14 protein-coding genes are annotated in these 16,028 nt (G+C 50.6%); 6 read left to right on the top strand and 8 right to left on the bottom strand.

Annotated features, from left to right (window positions below):
- Positions 1-21: 21 nt before the first annotated feature.
- A complete protein-coding gene (locus FDX14_RS21730) occupies positions 22-1,509 on the top strand; it encodes an MFS transporter (RefSeq protein WP_137350222.1) in 1,488 nt (495 codons plus the stop codon).
- Here FDX14_RS21730 and FDX14_RS21725 read toward each other — a convergent pair whose 3' ends face one another.
- The 3 genes from FDX14_RS21725 to yddG form a co-directional block, all read right to left on the bottom strand.
- On the bottom strand, positions 1,510-1,950 hold the full coding sequence (locus tag FDX14_RS21725; RefSeq protein WP_038640650.1) for a GFA family protein: 441 nt from the start codon (positions 1,948-1,950) through the stop codon (positions 1,510-1,512).
- Between the two features lie 83 nt (positions 1,951-2,033).
- A complete protein-coding gene (gene ompD, locus FDX14_RS21720; protein ID WP_137350221.1) occupies positions 2,034-3,113 on the bottom strand; it encodes a porin OmpD in 1,080 nt (359 codons plus the stop codon).
- A gap of 458 nt (positions 3,114-3,571) precedes the next feature.
- Positions 3,572-4,453 carry an aromatic amino acid efflux DMT transporter YddG gene (gene yddG / locus FDX14_RS21715; protein WP_137350220.1) on the bottom strand — a complete coding sequence of 294 codons (882 nt, stop codon included), beginning with the start codon at positions 4,451-4,453 and terminating at the stop codon, positions 3,572-3,574.
- A gap of 286 nt (positions 4,454-4,739) precedes the next feature.
- Between yddG and fdnG the strand changes: the two genes are divergently transcribed.
- The 4 genes from fdnG to FDX14_RS21695 all read left to right on the top strand — a co-directional run bounded on the left by fdnG (position 4,740) and on the right by FDX14_RS21695 (position 10,057).
- The gene (gene fdnG / locus FDX14_RS21710) at positions 4,740-7,787 is read left to right on the top strand and encodes a formate dehydrogenase-N subunit alpha (protein WP_137350219.1); all 3,048 of its coding nucleotides are present in this window, start codon (positions 4,740-4,742) and stop codon (positions 7,785-7,787) included.
- A gap of 12 nt (positions 7,788-7,799) precedes the next feature.
- A complete protein-coding gene (gene fdnH / locus FDX14_RS21705; protein ID WP_061381322.1) occupies positions 7,800-8,681 on the top strand; it encodes a formate dehydrogenase N subunit beta in 882 nt (293 codons plus the stop codon).
- Positions 8,674-9,330, top strand: coding sequence for a formate dehydrogenase-N subunit gamma (gene fdnI, locus FDX14_RS21700; RefSeq protein WP_016153106.1), 657 nt, complete (start codon positions 8,674-8,676; stop codon positions 9,328-9,330). Before fdnH ends, fdnI begins: the two co-directional genes overlap by 8 nt.
- A 127-nt stretch (positions 9,331-9,457) precedes the next feature.
- Entirely contained in the window at positions 9,458-10,057 is a 600-nt protein-coding gene (locus tag FDX14_RS21695) for an inorganic diphosphatase (RefSeq protein ID WP_061381323.1), read from the top strand.
- Positions 10,058-10,104: 47 nt separating this feature from the next.
- On the opposite strand, the gene FDX14_RS21690 is transcribed toward FDX14_RS21695, so the two are convergent.
- The 3 genes from FDX14_RS21690 to FDX14_RS21680 all read right to left on the bottom strand — a co-directional run bounded on the left by FDX14_RS21690 (position 10,105) and on the right by FDX14_RS21680 (position 12,591).
- Entirely contained in the window at positions 10,105-10,389 is a 285-nt protein-coding gene (locus tag FDX14_RS21690; RefSeq protein WP_061381324.1) for a HigA family addiction module antitoxin, read from the bottom strand.
- Positions 10,389-10,667 carry a type II toxin-antitoxin system RelE/ParE family toxin gene (locus tag FDX14_RS21685; protein WP_061381325.1) on the bottom strand — a complete coding sequence of 93 codons (279 nt, stop codon included), beginning with the start codon at positions 10,665-10,667 and terminating at the stop codon, positions 10,389-10,391. Before FDX14_RS21685 ends, FDX14_RS21690 begins: the two co-directional genes overlap by 1 nt.
- Positions 10,668-10,875: 208 nt before the next feature.
- Positions 10,876-12,591, bottom strand: a complete 1,716-nt coding sequence (locus FDX14_RS21680) for an ABC-F family ATP-binding cassette domain-containing protein (RefSeq protein ID WP_137350218.1) — start codon at positions 12,589-12,591, stop codon at positions 10,876-10,878.
- Positions 12,592-13,009: 418 nt separating this feature from the next.
- On the opposite strand from FDX14_RS21680, the gene FDX14_RS21675 reads away from it, so the two are divergent.
- Positions 13,010-13,912 (top strand): endonuclease/exonuclease/phosphatase family protein, encoded by a 903-nt coding sequence (locus tag FDX14_RS21675; protein WP_079224185.1) that lies wholly within the window; start codon positions 13,010-13,012, stop codon positions 13,910-13,912.
- A 68-nt stretch (positions 13,913-13,980) separates the two neighbouring features.
- Here FDX14_RS21675 and maeA read toward each other — a convergent pair whose 3' ends face one another.
- Together maeA and sra are read right to left on the bottom strand one after the other, a co-directional pair.
- A complete protein-coding gene (gene maeA, locus FDX14_RS21670) occupies positions 13,981-15,678 on the bottom strand; it encodes a malate dehydrogenase (RefSeq protein WP_137350217.1) in 1,698 nt (565 codons plus the stop codon).
- Between the two features lie 179 nt (positions 15,679-15,857).
- Positions 15,858-15,998 carry a stationary-phase-induced ribosome-associated protein gene (gene sra, locus FDX14_RS21665; protein WP_038640628.1) on the bottom strand — a complete coding sequence of 47 codons (141 nt, stop codon included), beginning with the start codon at positions 15,996-15,998 and terminating at the stop codon, positions 15,858-15,860.
- Positions 15,999-16,028 lie beyond the last annotated feature (30 nt).

The raw sequence follows: 16,028 nt of genomic DNA, 5'->3' as shown, positions 1-16,028 counted from the left end.
TCGGTTTCGTTAGGGAGTTTTATGTTTCGTCAGTGGTTAACGTTAGTCATTATTGTACTGGTCTACATCCCTGTTGCGATTGATGCAACGGTGCTGCACGTTGCCGCGCCCACGCTGAGTATGACGCTGGGTGCCAGTGGCAACGAGCTGCTGTGGATTATTGATATTTATTCGCTGGTAATGGCCGGCATGGTGTTGCCAATGGGGGCATTGGGCGATCGCATCGGTTTTAAACGTCTGCTGCTGTTGGGCGGGGGCTTATTTGGTCTGGCATCGCTGGCCGCCGCTTTTGCCCACAGCGCCAGTTGGCTGATTGCCACGCGGGCGGTATTGGCGATCGGGGCGGCGATGATTGTTCCGGCTACGCTGGCGGGTATTCGTTCCACCTTTGCCGAGCAGCGTCATCGCAATATGGCGCTCGGCGTCTGGGCCGCCGTTGGGTCCGGCGGCGCGGCGTTTGGGCCATTAGTGGGCGGCATACTGCTGGAGCACTTCTATTGGGGATCCGTGTTCTTAATCAATGTGCCTATTGTTGTGGTGGTAATGGCATTGACGGCTCGTTTCGTGCCGCGCCAGGCTGGACGTCGAGATCAATCGTTAAATTTCGGTCATGCGATAATGCTGATTGTCGCTATTCTGCTGCTGGTCTATAGCGCCAAAACCGCACTGAAAGGTCATATGGCGACCATTGCCATCGTGCTGACATTGTTAACCGGAGCATTGCTGTTGGGGCAGTTTGTCCGTATCCAGCTAGCGGCTTCCCGGCCAATGATTGATATGCGGCTGTTCACGCATCGCATTATCTTAAGCGGCGTAGTAATGGCGATGACCGCGATGATTACGCTGGTTGGTTTCGAATTGCTGATGGCTCAGGAGCTCCAGTTTGTCCACGGTTTGACGCCGTATCAGGCTGGTCTGTTTATGCTGCCGGTGATGCTGGCAAGCGGTTTCAGTGGACCCATTGCCGGCATGTTGGTGTCACGTCTGGGGTTACGTTGTGTGGCAACGGCGGGTATGGCGCTCAGCGCCGTCAGTTTTTACGGTCTGGCGATGACGGATTTCAGTACGCAGCAAATACAAGCGTGGATATTGATGGCCTTGCTCGGATTCAGTGCGGCAAGTGCGCTTTTGGCCTCAACTGCGGCAATCATGGCAGCAGCACCGGCAGAAAAAGCGGCAGCGGCTGGCGCCATTGAGACGATGGCTTATGAACTTGGCGCCGGGCTTGGCATCGCTATCTTTGGCTTACTGTTGAGCCGTAGCTTTTCTGCCTCAATTCTGCCGCCAGCCGGACTCAATCCGCAGGAGATAGAGCGCGCCTCATCATCAATGGGTGAAGCGGTACAACTGGCGCATTCGCTCCCGTCGTCGCTGAGTGAGGCATTGCTGGCGGCTGCCAGAGAAGCCTTTACCTGGTCACATAGCGTGGCCTTAAGCAGCGCTGGCAGTATGCTTATCGTATTAGCGATAGGGATGTGGTTCAGTCTGGCAAAGATACAGCGTCAATAACTAGTGGGCTAAATGACAGGGGTAATCCATCTCTTCGACTTCTTTTCCACTCAAGCGAGCGTATTGCCCCGTCAGTCTCCAGAATGCAGGTTGAGTTTCCGTATAGATCTCTGCCGCTAACACCAGGCGGCGGCGATCTACCTCGTTAAGTTCCAGTAGCGTCCACGGCACAAAATAGCGTTCGCTACCCGTCAGGGTAAACCACAGCGGGCACCCACAGCCTGAACAGAAGAAACGTTCACCACGATTTGAAGAAGGAAAGTGCGAGGGTTGGGCTGAATCCGGCGACATCTGCGGATGAGCGCTGGCCTCCAGATACATAGCGATGCCACCCGACCATTTCTGACACAACGTACAGTGGCAGGCATAGACATCCAGCATTTCGACGTCAACGGTAAAATGACTCTGTCCGCAAAGACAACGACCAGTGAACGTCTGCACGGCATACTCCTTATGACCGAGACTACATCAAGAGAAAAAGCCAGCCCTGAAAGGACTGGCTTTGTATTCAGACTACAACAAAATTAGAACTGGTAGTTCAGACCAACAGCCACGATGTTGTCAGTGCTTACGCCGGCAGCATTGGTGAAGGCATTGTCATCCAGCAGGTTGATTTTGTAATCAACGAAGGTAGACATGTTTTTGTTGAAGTAGTAGGTAGCACCCAGGTCTACGTATTCAACCAGATCCTGGTCGCCGTAATTGTTGATGTCTTTACCTTTGGATTTCAGGTAAGCAACGGACGGACGCAGACCGAAGTCGAACTGGTACTGTGCAACAACTTCAAAGTTCTGTGCTTTATCAGCGATACCGTTAACTTTAGAACCATAGGTGGTCATGTTGCGGGTTTCGGAGTAGGTGGTTGCCAGGTAGATGTTGTTCGCATCATATTTCAGACCAGCAGCCCATACTTCAGCGTTTTTACCGTCAGCTTTGAACGCGCTGCCAGCACGGCTCTGAGAGTCAGTACGGTCAGATTTCGCATAGGTAGCACCTACGCCGAAGCCTTCATACTCGTAAGTAGAAGACAGACCGAAACCGTCGCCATTAGCTTCTTTGTCGTTGCTACGGTCATTTTTGCCCTGGTACTGAGCAGCAAAGTTCAGACCTTCAACCAGACCGAAGAAGTCGGTGTTACGGTAGGTTGCAACGCCGGTAGTACGACCAGTCATGAATACGTCAGTCTGGGTCCAGGTATCGCCACCGAACTCTGGCAGAACGTCGGTCCATGCGCCGATGTCGTAAGCTACGCCGTAGTTACGACCGTAGTCGAAAGAACCGTATTCAGCGAATTTCAGGCCAGCAAATGCCAGACGGGTTTTGTCTGCTTCGGAACCCTGATCTTCAGAACGGTTGCCTTTGAATTCATATTCCCACTGACCAAAACCAACCAGCTGGTCGTTGATCTGAGTTTCGCCTTTGAAGCCCAGACGCGCATAGGTTTTGTCGCCATCGCTGCTGGTGTCATCAGAGAAATAATGCTGAGCGTGAACTTTACCGTAGATATCCAGTTTGTTTGCGTCTTTGTTATATACCTCAGCCGCGTTTACTGCACCTGCCGCCAACAGGCTAGTCACTGCCACTGCAACTAATTTAAGTTTCATTCTAAATAATCCTTATAATTTTTTCTTGGTGTGTTTCCTAAACCATTGCTAAACGAAGGGGTTCGTCAATGGCAAACCATTTTTAAATGACGCAGTGGTATAAGTTCAATAATAAGTTTCATAATATTGCGAAATATTTGAAGTTGTGTGATCCAGATCTACATAATACAGCTGATTATATTAATCTTAATATGTGACAGATCTGGTTAGATATATTTACGCAGGGGACTATTATGGCAACTATGATTTAAATGGCGTTAGTTTCGCTTGTATAATATATACATGCGGAGGGTTATAGATAAACATGAAATACTTTCACGCGTTAACTAATAATCATATATTTAACATTTAATTAAACAAATATAAACATAAAACACAAGTGCAATGAGCATAATTATCCATCAGTCTGGCTAAAGTATAGCCGGATTTTATTTGTTTGTGATAAAACCCGGTTTTTTTCAGGCGCGGCGAGTTGCCACCCAGCAGAGCAGTGAGCCAGCGCAGACCATCAGCGCGCCTTGCCAAAAAGAAAGTGAGAGCGGGGCGCTGAGTAGCACGGCGGCCAGCGCGGAGGACAGTACGGGAGTAAAATAAGAACCTACCGCCATAATGGTGACATTACCGTGCAAAATACCAATATTCCACGCAGCATAGGCAAATCCTAATGTTAATGCTGCAGTGAACATCTTAATCGTCACCGGAGTGCTGAAAACCATCTCCGGCTGTGGGGTGACAAAATAGTAAATCCACAGACTTGCGGCGGTCAGTAAAACGAACACCGTGATGCCGTTAAAGCCTTTTGCATATTTATTGGTCACTGTGCAATATGTGGCCCAGATAAAAGATCCCAGAAAGGCGAGAAAATAGCTGAGTGGACTACTGGCAACATTGCTGATAATTTCGCCTGGATTGAGACCATTTTCACCGCCCAGTACCCAACAAACGCCGGTCAATGCGATAATTAATCCAGGAATGACCAGCCAGGTTGATTTTTGACCATTAAATAATATGGCGAACAATATCGTCAGGCTTGGCCAAAGATAATTTACCATCCCCACTTCAATAGCCTGATGACGGGTAGCGGCATAACCCAGGGCCAGCGCTAAACAAATTTCATAGCTCACAAAAAGCACGCTACCGGCGATTAAATAACGAACAGGAATTTTTCTGATATTTGGAAATCCGACGGTAAATATGAGCAACAGGCCGCTTAATGAAAAAATCATCGCTGCGCCGCCAGCAGGTCCCAGTCCCTCACTCACTCCCCGAATAAGTCCAACCATCGTGCTCCAGAGTACGATGGCAATCAGACCAATTAACGTTGCTTTTTGTTTTGTCATTCTGTTTCTCTGTCCATGCCACTGGCAAAAAATAAGCTGAAATTTATAGCACTTTTACACCGTAGCGCGCTAATTAATTACCTTTTACATACCTCCTTATGGGTATAAGGGTTAAACAAAGTGCACTATTTAGTAGCGGAACCGTTTCGTTTTTGATTTGACGCAAAAAAAATATGGATATAGCTGATAGTTTCGTCGCGAAGTTGTACATGTCATCTTTCAGGCTGCCTCGATTACGCGCTTTGAGAGATTTCTTGTACGAATCCCTGCAAAAAAGAGGAAAGCAATGGACGTCAGCCGCAGACAATTTTTTAAAATCTGCGCGGGCGGTATGGCGGGAACAACAGTAGCCGCTCTGGGTTTTGCACCCAAAATGGCACTGGCTCAGGCGCGAAACTATAAGTTATTACGCGCCAAAGAGATCCGAAACACCTGCACATACTGTTCCGTAGGTTGCGGGCTATTAATGTATAGCCTGGGTGATGGAGCAAAAAACGCCAAAGAGTCGATTTACCATATTGAAGGGGATCCGGATCATCCGGTGAGCCGAGGGGCGTTATGTCCTAAGGGCGCAGGATTACTGGATTACGTACACAGTGAAAACCGTCTGCGTTACCCGGAATATCGCGCTCCAGGTTCCGACAAATGGCAGCGTATCAGCTGGGATGAAGCTTTCTCCCGCATCGCGAAGCTGATGAAAACTGACCGTGACGCCAACTTTATTGAGAAAAATGAGCAGGGCGTAACGGTTAACCGCTGGCTTTCCACCGGGATGCTGTGTGCATCTGCAGCCAGTAATGAAACCGGCATGCTGACGCAAAAATTTGTGCGCTCACTCGGCATGCTGGCAGTAGACAACCAGGCGCGCGTTTGACACGGACCAACGGTAGCAAGTCTTGCTCCAACATTTGGTCGCGGTGCGATGACCAACCACTGGGTTGATATTAAAAATGCTAACGTCGTGATGGTGATGGGCGGTAACGCCGCTGAAGCACATCCGGTGGGATTCCGCTGGGCGATGGAAGCTAAAAACAACAATGACGCCACGCTGATTGTTGTTGACCCTCGTTTTACACGTACAGCCTCGGTGGCGGATATTTACGCACCGATCCGTTCCGGCACGGACATTACGTTCCTGTCCGGCGTTTTGCTGTACCTGATTGAAAACAACAAAATCAACGCTGAATACGTTAAGCATTACACCAACGCCAGCCTGCTGGTGCGGGAAGACTTTACGTTCGAAGACGGCCTGTTCAGCGGCTACGATGCGGAAAAGCGTCAGTACGATAAATCGTCCTGGAACTATCAGTTCGATGAAAACGGCTACGCCAAACGCGATGAGACATTAAGCCATCCGCGCTGCGTATGGAACCTGCTGAAACAGCATGTATCCCGCTACACGCCGGCTGTGGTGGAAAACATCTGTGGTACGCCGAAAGAAGACTTCCTGAAAGTCTGCGAAGTGCTGGCCTCCACCAGCGCGCCCGATCGTACCACCACCTTCCTGTATGCGCTGGGCTGGACGCAGCATACCGTCGGGGCGCAAAACATCCGCACCATGGCGATGATCCAGCTGCTGCTCGGTAATATGGGGATGGCCGGTGGTGGTGTCAACGCCTTGCGCGGTCACTCCAACATTCAGGGGTTAACCGACTTAGGTCTACTCTCTACCAGCCTGCCGGGCTACCTGACGCTGCCGTCAGAGAAACAGACAGATCTGCAAACCTATCTGGCTGCGAACACGCCAAAAGCGACATTGGCCGATCAGGTTAACTACTGGGGCAACTATCCGAAGTTTTTCGTTAGCCTGATGAAATCCTTCTACGGCAATGCGGCGCAGAAAGAGAATGACTGGGGCTTTGAGTGGTTGCCGAAGTGGGATCAGTCCTACGACGTGATCAAGTACTTCAACATGATGGACAGCGGAAAAGTCACCGGTTACATCTGTCAGGGCTTTAACCCGGTTGCGTCCTTCCCGGACAAAAACAAAGTGGTGCAGTCCCTGAGCAAACTGAAGTATCTGGTCGTTATCGATCCGCTGGTGACAGAAACTTCAACGTTCTGGCAAAACCACGGCGAATCAAACGATGTTGATCCGGCATCTATCCAGACCGAAGTCTTCCGTTTGCCGTCAACCTGCTTTGCGGAAGAGGACGGTTCAATTGCCAACTCCGGTCGCTGGTTGCAGTGGCACTGGAAAGGTCAGGACGCGCCGGGCGAAGCCCGTAACGACGGCGAAATTCTGGCCGGTATATACCACCGTCTGCGCGATATGTATCGCACCGAGGGCGGTAAAGCCGCAGAACCTGTACTGAAAATGAGCTGGAACTATAAGCAGCCGGACGAACCACATTCAGAGGAAGTGGCGAAAGAGAACAACGGCTACGCGCTGGAAGATCTCTATGATGCCAACGGTGTGCTGATTGCGAAGAAAGGCCAGTTGCTCAATAGCTTTGCGCTGCTGCGTGATGATGGTACTACGTCATCTTCCTGCTGGATTTATACCGGGAGCTGGACCGAGCAGGGCAACCAGATGGCCAACCGCGATAACTCCGACCCGTCAGGGCTGGGTAATACGTTGGGTTGGGCATGGGCATGGCCACTGAACCGTCGCGTTCTGTATAACCGCGCGTCAGCGGATCCGCAGGGTAAACCGTGGGATCCAAAACGCATGCTGATCCAGTGGAGCGGTACGAAATGGACGGGGAATGACATCCCGGACTTCAACACCGCGGCACCAGGCAGCGGCACCAATCCGTTTATCATGCAACCGGAAGGTCTGGGACGTCTGTTCGCCATTGATAAGATGGCGGAAGGGCCGTTCCCGGAACACTACGAGCCGATGGAAACGCCGCTGGGTACAAATCCGCTGCACCCGAACGTAATCTCCAACCCGGCAGCCCGTCTGTACGAGGCGGATAAGCTACGTATGGGCACCAAACAGGATTTCCCGTACGTTGGGACGACTTATCGTCTGACCGAACACTTCCATACCTGGACCAAGCACGCATTGCTGAATGCGATTGCCCAACCAGAACAGTTTGTGGAAATCAGCGAAACGCTGGCGGCAGCGAAAGGTATTAATAACGGCGATCACGTGAAAGTCAGCAGCAAACGTGGATTTATTCGCGCAGTTGCGGTGGTGACACGTCGTTTGCGTACTCTGAACGTCAACGGTCAGCAGGTCGAAACGGTTGGGATCCCGATCCACTGGGGCTTTGAAGGAGTCGCGCGTAAAGGCTTTATCGCCAACACCCTGACGCCGAATGTCGGTGATGCAAACTCGCAAACGCCGGAATACAAAGCGTTTTTAGTTAACATCGAGAAGGCGTAAGGGGGCGAATATATGTCTATGGAAACGCAGGACATCATCAAACGGTCCGCAACAAACTCCATCACGCCGCCGCCTCAGGCCCGTGATTACAAAGCAGAGGTCGCGAAACTGATCGATGTGTCCACCTGTATAGGCTGTAAGGCCTGCCAGGTGGCATGTTCAGAGTGGAACGATATCCGCGATGAAGTCGGCCATTGCGTCGGGGTGTATGACAACCCTGCCGATCTCAGCGCCAAATCCTGGACGGTAATGCGATTTAGCGAAACCGAACAGAACGGCAAGCTGGAGTGGCTAATTCGTAAAGACGGCTGTATGCACTGTGAAGATCCGGGCTGCCTGAAGGCGTGCCCGTCTGCCGGGGCGATTATTCAGTACGCCAACGGGATTGTCGATTTCCAGTCAGAGCACTGCATTGGCTGTGGCTACTGTATTGCCGGGTGTCCATTTAATATTCCGCGCCTCAATAAAGAGGATAACCGCGTGTATAAATGTACGCTGTGTGTGGACCGCGTCAGCGTCGGGCAGGAACCTGCCTGCGTCAAGACCTGTCCGACCGGGGCAATACATTTCGGCACTAAGCAGGAAATGCTGGAAATGGGCGAACAGCGGGTGGCCAAACTGAAAGCACGCGGTTATGAACACGCCGGTCTCTACAACCCGGAAGGTGTTGGGGGAACGCATGTGATGTACGTTCTGCACCATGCCAACCAGCCGGAGCTGTACCACGGCCTGCCGAAAGAACCGCAGATCGATACCTCTATCAATCTGTGGAAAGGGGCGCTGAAACCGCTGGCTGCTGCCGGATTTATCGCCACCTTCGCCGGACTTATTTATCACTACGTTGGTATTGGTCCGAATAAGGAAGTGGACGACGAGGAGGATCATCATGAGTAAGTCGAAAATGATTGTGCGCACGAAGTTTATCGACCGCGCCTGTCACTGGACGGTGGTGATCTGCTTCTTCCTGGTGGCGCTGTCGGGAATTTCCTTTTTCTTCCCGACTCTGCAATGGCTGACGCAGACTTTCGGTACACCGCAGATGGGGCGTATTTTACACCCGTTCTTCGGACTGCTGATCTTCGTGGCGTTAATGTTCATGTTTGTACGCTTTGTTCACCACAATATCCCGGATAAAAAAGATATCCCGTGGCTGAAAAACATTGTGGAAGTGCTGAAAGGCAATGAACATAAAGTGGCGGATGTGGGCAAGTACAACGCCGGACAGAAAATGATGTTCTGGTCGATCATGAGCATGATTTTCGTGCTGCTGATTACCGGCATTATTATCTGGCGTCCGTACTTTGCGCAGTTCTTCCCGATGCAGGTCGTGCGTTACAGCCTGCTGATCCATGCTGCGGCGGGCATTATCCTGATGCACGCCATCCTCATTCATATGTATATGGCATTCTGGGTGAAAGGTTCGATTAAAGGCATGGTGGAAGGGAAAGTGAGCCGTCGCTGGGCGAAGAAGCACCACCCGCGTTGGTATCGCGAAGTCGAAAGACAAGAAGCGAAAAAAGAGAGCGAGGAAGGGGTTAATTAATCCCAGACGTTCTCCACGTAATGGCGCTACCTCGGTAGCGCCATTTTTTTGCCAAAAAAACGTCATGTTACTGTCATCTGCTAAACGTAAGGTGTTGTCTTTCCAATAATAGAAGAGTTAAAAGACAATGCATCTGGTGAAAAAATTACTCGCAGTTAGCGTGTTTCTTTGTGCGTCCGCTCAGGCGCAGAACATCCTCGAATTTCCTCAGCCGGAAAATAACCCGGAAGAGTTTTATGCCGTAACTGAAATTCCGGCAGGTGGAATGATTAAATATGAAACCGACGCCAAAACTGGTTTTATCGTTGCTGACCGTTTCCAGTCTATGCCGGTTGCTTATCCCGCCAACTACGGTTCACTAACCCAGTCTTTAGCCGGTGACGGCGACCCGCTGGACGTCATCTTTTATACCCGTGCGCCGTTGGCCCCTGGAACATTGATTAAGCTGCGCGCCATTGGCGTGCTGAAGATGATCGACGGCGGAGAAAAGGACGACAAAATTGTCGCCGTTCCGGCCAGTAAAATTGACCCGACTTATGATGGCATCAAAGAGCTGAGCGATCTGCCCAAGATTGAAGTGCAACGCCTGGAATCTTTCTTCCGCGTGTACAAAGATCTGCCGGAAGGGCGCAAGAAGGTCGAATTAAACGGTTTCAACGACGCCGCCACGGCTAAGCAAGAGATCAAACAGGCCTGGGATGCCTGGAAAGAGAAAAAACCAAAGTAATAAATGGCATGCCGGATGGCAAAAGTTTATCCGGCATTCAACTTTTATCACTGCACTGCCAGTTTGCGCAGGCGTGAAGTATCCACGTTTTTTTGGGCCTCTGCCAGGCTCCAGGTATTTTGCAGGTTTAACCACATTTCGGGTGAACTACCAATTACGACAGAGAGTTTGATCGCCATCTCAGGCGTGAGGGCCGCTTTCCCGGCTAATAGTCGGCTTGCCGTCGAAGGTGCAATCTCCATCGCCCTGGCAAATTCGCGCAGACTGACATTGAGTTCGTCCAGTGCTTCCTGAATGATATCCCCAGGGCGGGGATGATTTGCCATTTTCATCAATGATAGTCCTCGTAGTCCAGTATGTACGCGTCGCCATTGACGAATTCAAACGTAATACGCCAGTTACCTGAAACAGAAATTGCCCAAACTCCATCACGCTCGCCTATAAGAGAATGAAGCTTATAACCGGGCATATTGATATCTGTAACCTTACTTGCCGCATCAATAACAGCAAGTCTGTGTCGTAATCGTCGGACATGCTTCGCCATAACGCCTGATGTTCGCCCATGAAGAAACAAGTCACGCAATCCTTTGTGTCTGAAGTTCATGATCATCCATATCTTCCTTGTTCCTTCAAGAGGAACATTACCATTAATGTTCCTTTAAGCGCAACACCAGGATTGCGATGTTTTAAATTTTGCGGCGAATGTGCACAAAGAAAAAGGGAGAAGGGGAATATCTGGAAAGCGTCACGCAAGAATTGCCGGATGACGGGCCTACACGCACATTTTGCTGATGTAGGCCGCCATCCGGCAATGCGGTTTACTCCAGTTGTGAGTTCAGCCGCGCAATCTCCTTACGCCATTGTGCCTGTAACAGCGGTTTTTGATGCTTCGGCTTACGAGCGAGATCGTCGGCCAGCCGCTGCTCCAGTTCGAGAAGTTGTTCCAGTAACGCATCACTGTCGCAGCTTATTTCATTTCTCGCTTCGACCACCATTTTCGGGACAGGTATCTCAGCAGATGTTTCCCGAATTCGCGCGTTGATCGCGTCCAGATCGTGCCATTCGCTGAGTTCGCCGTTATCAATAAACCAGAACCGGTTACAACTTTTGCTGATAAGCTGGCGATCGTGGCTTACCAGCAGCACGCCTCCGTGATAGCTTTGCAGCGTTTCAGCCAGCGCCTCTTTGCCTTCCATATCCAGATGGTTGGTCGGTTCATCGAGCATCAGCAGGCTATAACGCGCCAGAGTCAGTCCAACAAACAATAACCGGGAGCGCTCACCACCGCTTAATGTACTGACCCGCTGCGCGTGACGAACCCATGGAAAGCCCGCGCTAATCAGCGCCATTTTGCGGATATCAGGCTGAGGAGCGAACGCTTCCAGCGCGTCAAACAGCGAATCGTCATCAGCGAGTTGGTGCAGCGTCTGATCGTAATACCCCAGCGTAACGCGCGGGTGTAACACCAATGAAGGCGATGCCAGCTGTGACTGAAACTGTTGCCAGATAAGCCTTAACAACGATGATTTCCCGCAACCGTTGCGCCCGACAATCGCCACGCGATCGCCGCTTTTTACCCGAATACCGGCAATCGAAAACAGCGTATCGGCGCCAGGAGCAGGGGCCACAGACAGATGAGTCATCTCCAGCAAACGATCCGCACGCAGGGCGTCACCCTGCAATGTTAGTGTCCACTGACTTCCCGAGGTTACTTCGGTCTGTACCTCTTTCAGGCGCAACACCTGTTTTTCCATCTGCTTTGCTTTACGGGAAAGATCTTCGTTGTCGTAGACCCGTCCCCAGGTCGCCAACCGTTTGGCGCTGGCGGTGACGCGATCGATCTCCTTTTGTTCAGCCTTATGGCGCAAGGCATCGCTGGTGTCTCTGTCTACCAGAGCCTGACGCGCCGCGCTACAGGGGAGATCGAAGGCATGCAGGGTGCGATCGCGCAGGATCCAGGTTCCGTGAGTCACGGCATCCAGCAACTGCGGGTCGTGGGAAACAACCACAAAACTACCAGACCAGTTCTGTAAGAACTGTTCCAGCCACAGTAATGTGGGCAAATCCAGGTGGTTACCTGGCTCATCCAACAGTAGCAGGTCAGGGTTTCGCATCAGCGCCCGCGCTAATAACAGACGCGTGTGTTGTCCGCCGCTCAGCGTTTGTGCTGTCAGAGATAAATTCTCCGGCGTGAAACCCATTTCGGCCAGCAACGCTTCAACTCGCCATTGTTGGCTCGCGCGTTCATGCTCGGGAAGTTGAGCAAGCACCGCCTCTTGCAACGTCAGCGGCAGTATATCGTCAGGTAAATGTTGCTCCACACGCGCAAGATGACAGTGATTCGCCTGCGCAATTGTCCCGCTGGTGGGTGAAATCGTGCCATCGAGTAGTTTTAACAGCGTACTTTTGCCGCAGCCGTTGTAACCGATAAGTCCGATGCGGTCGCCTTTTTTCAGGGTGAAAGAAAGATCGTCGAATAGCGTACCGAATGCCGTATCAACGTGTAAGGATTGTGCGGTTAGTAATGTGCTCATTGTTGCTTACTCAAGAGTTACAGGCGTAAAAACGCCTCGTCAAACATCGCTGACGATAACCCGGTAAGCCCGAGAGAAGGGGATTGAGAAGTTAGCTTCGCTCAAGCAGAAGTTATCGCAGCACGATACCGATAACGCTTGAGCACTGGCGATCGCCAAAAGCATGTGAAACGATAAAACGTTCACAGTACAGCATAAGTATCCTCCTTTTGTTTTTCAGAATGTTAATAGGTGATGAAAGTGTAATCGCAACATACGCAGTAGCGCAAGCTTTGAACGCCCAGCAGATTACAAGACAAATAAATCATGCAAAAGTTAATTTTCTTCGCGTCGAAAGCTTGAGTTAATGATCACAATAACGCTCAACATTCTCCGGTATCCTGTCGCGCACTATTTTATTATTTGGAGAATAGATGACATGAAAAAAACAATGACATTGACGATGATTGCGCTGGGATGTTTATTTGCAAATGCACAAGCAAGTGAAAAACTAGCGGGTAATGAGATACTTAAAGTGCAAAAAGGTGGTGTTCCTGACAAAATTTACACGCAGAATAAACCACATTTAAAGATTGCCACCTATAACATTGGTAAAAATGAAGCATCTGCTGATGTGGCGGATTTTACGGCACTTAATTCGGCCATAAAAAGAATAGATGCAGATATTATTGCTGTACCAGAGGTTGATAATAAAACAGGGCGCAGTCAAAAGATTGATCAACTCAAAAAAATCGCTGATGCCAATAAACTGTATTACGCCTTCGGTAAAGCACTCGATTTTGATGGCGGTGAGTACGGGTTAGGACTGCTTTCCAAATATAAAATATTGCATACGCAGGTGGTAAAATTACCGTCGGGTAATGCTGAACAACGCGTGGCGTTACTGGCGCAGGTTGACGTTCCTGGGTTTGATTCTGCTCCCATCATTATGGTGACTCATCTCGACTGGCAAAAAGATCCCACCATGCGTACGGAACAAGCCCGCTATCTGTTAGATATCAGCATTGGCGACGCGACATCAGATTTCCCGGATATCGCCTCCTCAATTAAGATCCTTGCAGGGGATTTTAATTCGACCCGGGATGAGCAGCCACTTAAAGAAATACGTTACTTTTTCAATGAAGTGACGAAAGAAGGAATTGATACGCGCAGTTGGCCAGCCGTTAATCCTGCGATCGATATAGACCATATTTTCACGTTTAAAGGTCAGAAGTGGAACGTCAAAAACCTGGAAATCCCACATAATTCGCCAGAGTTTACGTGGTCTACGGCGAGCGATCACCTGCCGGTTATTGCTGAACTTGAACTTTCAGAACAGTAATCTACATACAGTATTTCGTTCATCGAACGCTTAAAATTGCCCGGCAGACACAGCTGCCGGGCAAACCGTCAAATAGAAGTACGACGGTAGTCGCGATATTCCGCCTGCCAGAAATTATCGTCAATCGCCTGTTGCAGCGCTTCGGCGGACGTTTTCACCGCCACGCCTTGCTGCTGGGCCATTTTACCCACGGCAAAGGCAATCGCGCGGGAAACGATCTGAATATTTTTCAGTTCTGGTAACACCAGTCCTTCGCCGTTCAACACCAGCGGAGAATACTGCGCCAGTGTTTCACTGGCTGACATCAGCATTTCATCGGTAATGCGCGATGCGCCAGAAGCAATAACACCCAGCCCGATACCCGGGAAAATATAGGCGTTGTTACACTGGGCAATCGGGAAGACTTTTTCCTTCCACACTACCGGCGCGAACGGACTACCGGTCGCAACCAGCGCGTTACCTTCGGTCCAGGCGATAATATCCTGTGGCGTAGCTTCCACGCGTGAAGTCGGGTTAGACAGCGGCATGACGATCGGGCGCGGACAATGCTTGTGCATTTCGCGGATGATCTCTTCGGTAAACAGGCCGGTCTGTCCGGAAACACCAATCAGGATGTCCGGCTTAACGTTACGCACTACGTCGAGCAACGACAACACATCCTCTTGCGTATCCCAGTGCTGCAGATTTTCGCGTTTTTGCACCAGTTTGGTCTGGAAGGAGAGCAGGTTCGGCATTTTGTCGGTTAACAGGCCGAAGCGATCGACCATAAACACGCGTTGACGCGCCGCTTCCTCGCTTAAACCTTCACGCTGGATTTGCGCGATGATCTGCTCGGCAATCCCGCAACCGGCGGAGCCCGCCCCGAGGAACACGATATTCTGTTCACTTAACTGGCTACCCGCCGCGCGGCTGGCGGCAATGAGCGTACCAACGGTAACGGCTGCGGTGCCCTGAATATCGTCGTTAAATGAGCAAATTTCATCGCGATAGCGGTTCAGCAACGGCATCGCATTTTTCTGTGCGAAGTCTTCGAACTGCAGCAGTACGTCCGGCCAACGATGCTTCACAGCCTGGATAAATTCATCGACAAATTCGTAGTATTCATCATCAGTGATACGCGGGTTACGCCAGCCCATATACAGCGGATCGTTCAGCAGTTGCTGATTGTTGGTACCGACGTCCAGAACGACCGGCAGGGTGTAGGCCGGACTAATCCCACCACACGCGGTATACAGCGACAGCTTACCGATCGGAATACCCATCCCGCCGATCCCCTGGTCGCCAAGGCCCAGAATACGTTCACCGTCGGTAACGACGATGACTTTGATATTGTGGTTAGGCACGTTCTGCAGGATATCGTCCATATTGTGGCGGTTCTGATAAGAGATAAATACGCCGCGCGCGCGACGGTAGATCTCAGAGAAACGCTCACAGGCAGCACCTACCGTTGGGGTATAGATAACCGGCATCATCTCATCAAGGTGATTATGCACCAGTCGGTAAAACAGGGTTTCGTTGGTGTCCTGGATGTTGCGCAGGTAAATATGCTTGTCGATTTCGGTTTTGAATCCCTGATATTGGATCCAGGCGCGTTCAGCCTGTTCTTCAATCGTCTCGACCACTTCCGGCAGTAACCCCAGCAGGTTGAAGTTACGGCGTTCTTCCACACTGAAAGCGCTCCCTTTATTCAGTAAAGGGAATTCCAGCAGTACCGGGCCAGCGTAGGGGATGTAAAGGGAACGCAGTTTTTTAGTTTCGTTTTCCATGTCACTCACTCTTTTTTGAATAACCGTCCCTGGCGTTCTTTATGATCGAGTGTGGCCTGTCCGCCAGGGAAACGGGCGAAGTATAAAGCATTGTGAATGGGTTAAGGGGTTTTATAAGCAAAAACACCACTGCGGTTGCAATGGTGTTTATCTCGTTATTCAGTCAGACCAGCGAAAGGCTATTTGCCGTCAGCGCGGCGCTTTCTTCCGGTAGGATTGTTGACCACACTGGTTTTGTCACCTTCGGTCACGACTTTACGTTGGTTTGAGATTTTGTGGTCCAGTCCAAGAATATGACGGGCCTGGCGGTTCGATTTCATTCTAACTCCTTAATCCTGTTTCTGGTTTCA

It is taken from the genome of Citrobacter sp. wls710, from assembly GCF_005281115.1.
GTDB classification, from domain to species: domain Bacteria; phylum Pseudomonadota; class Gammaproteobacteria; order Enterobacterales; family Enterobacteriaceae; genus Citrobacter; species Citrobacter werkmanii.
This window is presented reverse-complemented; position numbering and strand designations above follow the sequence as displayed.

What these genes read in the sequence shown, in the direction of transcription:
- FDX14_RS21730 (WP_137350222.1), top strand. Translation starts at nt 22, where the DNA reads ATGTTTCGTCAGTGGTTAACGTTAGTCATTATTGTACTGGTCTACATC.
- ompD (WP_137350221.1), bottom strand. Translation starts at nt 3,113, where the DNA reads ATGAAACTTAAATTAGTTGCAGTGGCAGTGACTAGCCTGTTGGCGGCA.
- yddG (WP_137350220.1), bottom strand. Translation starts at nt 4,453, where the DNA reads ATGACAAAACAAAAAGCAACGTTAATTGGTCTGATTGCCATCGTACTC.
- fdnH (WP_061381322.1), top strand. Translation starts at nt 7,800, where the DNA reads ATGTCTATGGAAACGCAGGACATCATCAAACGGTCCGCAACAAACTCC.
- fdnI (WP_016153106.1), top strand. Translation starts at nt 8,674, where the DNA reads ATGAGTAAGTCGAAAATGATTGTGCGCACGAAGTTTATCGACCGCGCC.
- FDX14_RS21695 (WP_061381323.1), top strand. Translation starts at nt 9,458, where the DNA reads ATGCATCTGGTGAAAAAATTACTCGCAGTTAGCGTGTTTCTTTGTGCG.
- FDX14_RS21690 (WP_061381324.1), bottom strand. Translation starts at nt 10,389, where the DNA reads ATGAAAATGGCAAATCATCCCCGCCCTGGGGATATCATTCAGGAAGCA.
- FDX14_RS21685 (WP_061381325.1), bottom strand. Translation starts at nt 10,667, where the DNA reads ATGATCATGAACTTCAGACACAAAGGATTGCGTGACTTGTTTCTTCAT.
- FDX14_RS21680 (WP_137350218.1), bottom strand. Translation starts at nt 12,591, where the DNA reads ATGAGCACATTACTAACCGCACAATCCTTACACGTTGATACGGCATTC.
- FDX14_RS21675 (WP_079224185.1), top strand. Translation starts at nt 13,010, where the DNA reads ATGAAAAAAACAATGACATTGACGATGATTGCGCTGGGATGTTTATTT.
- maeA (WP_137350217.1), bottom strand. Translation starts at nt 15,678, where the DNA reads ATGGAAAACGAAACTAAAAAACTGCGTTCCCTTTACATCCCCTACGCT.
- sra (WP_038640628.1), bottom strand. Translation starts at nt 15,998, where the DNA reads ATGAAATCGAACCGCCAGGCCCGTCATATTCTTGGACTGGACCACAAA.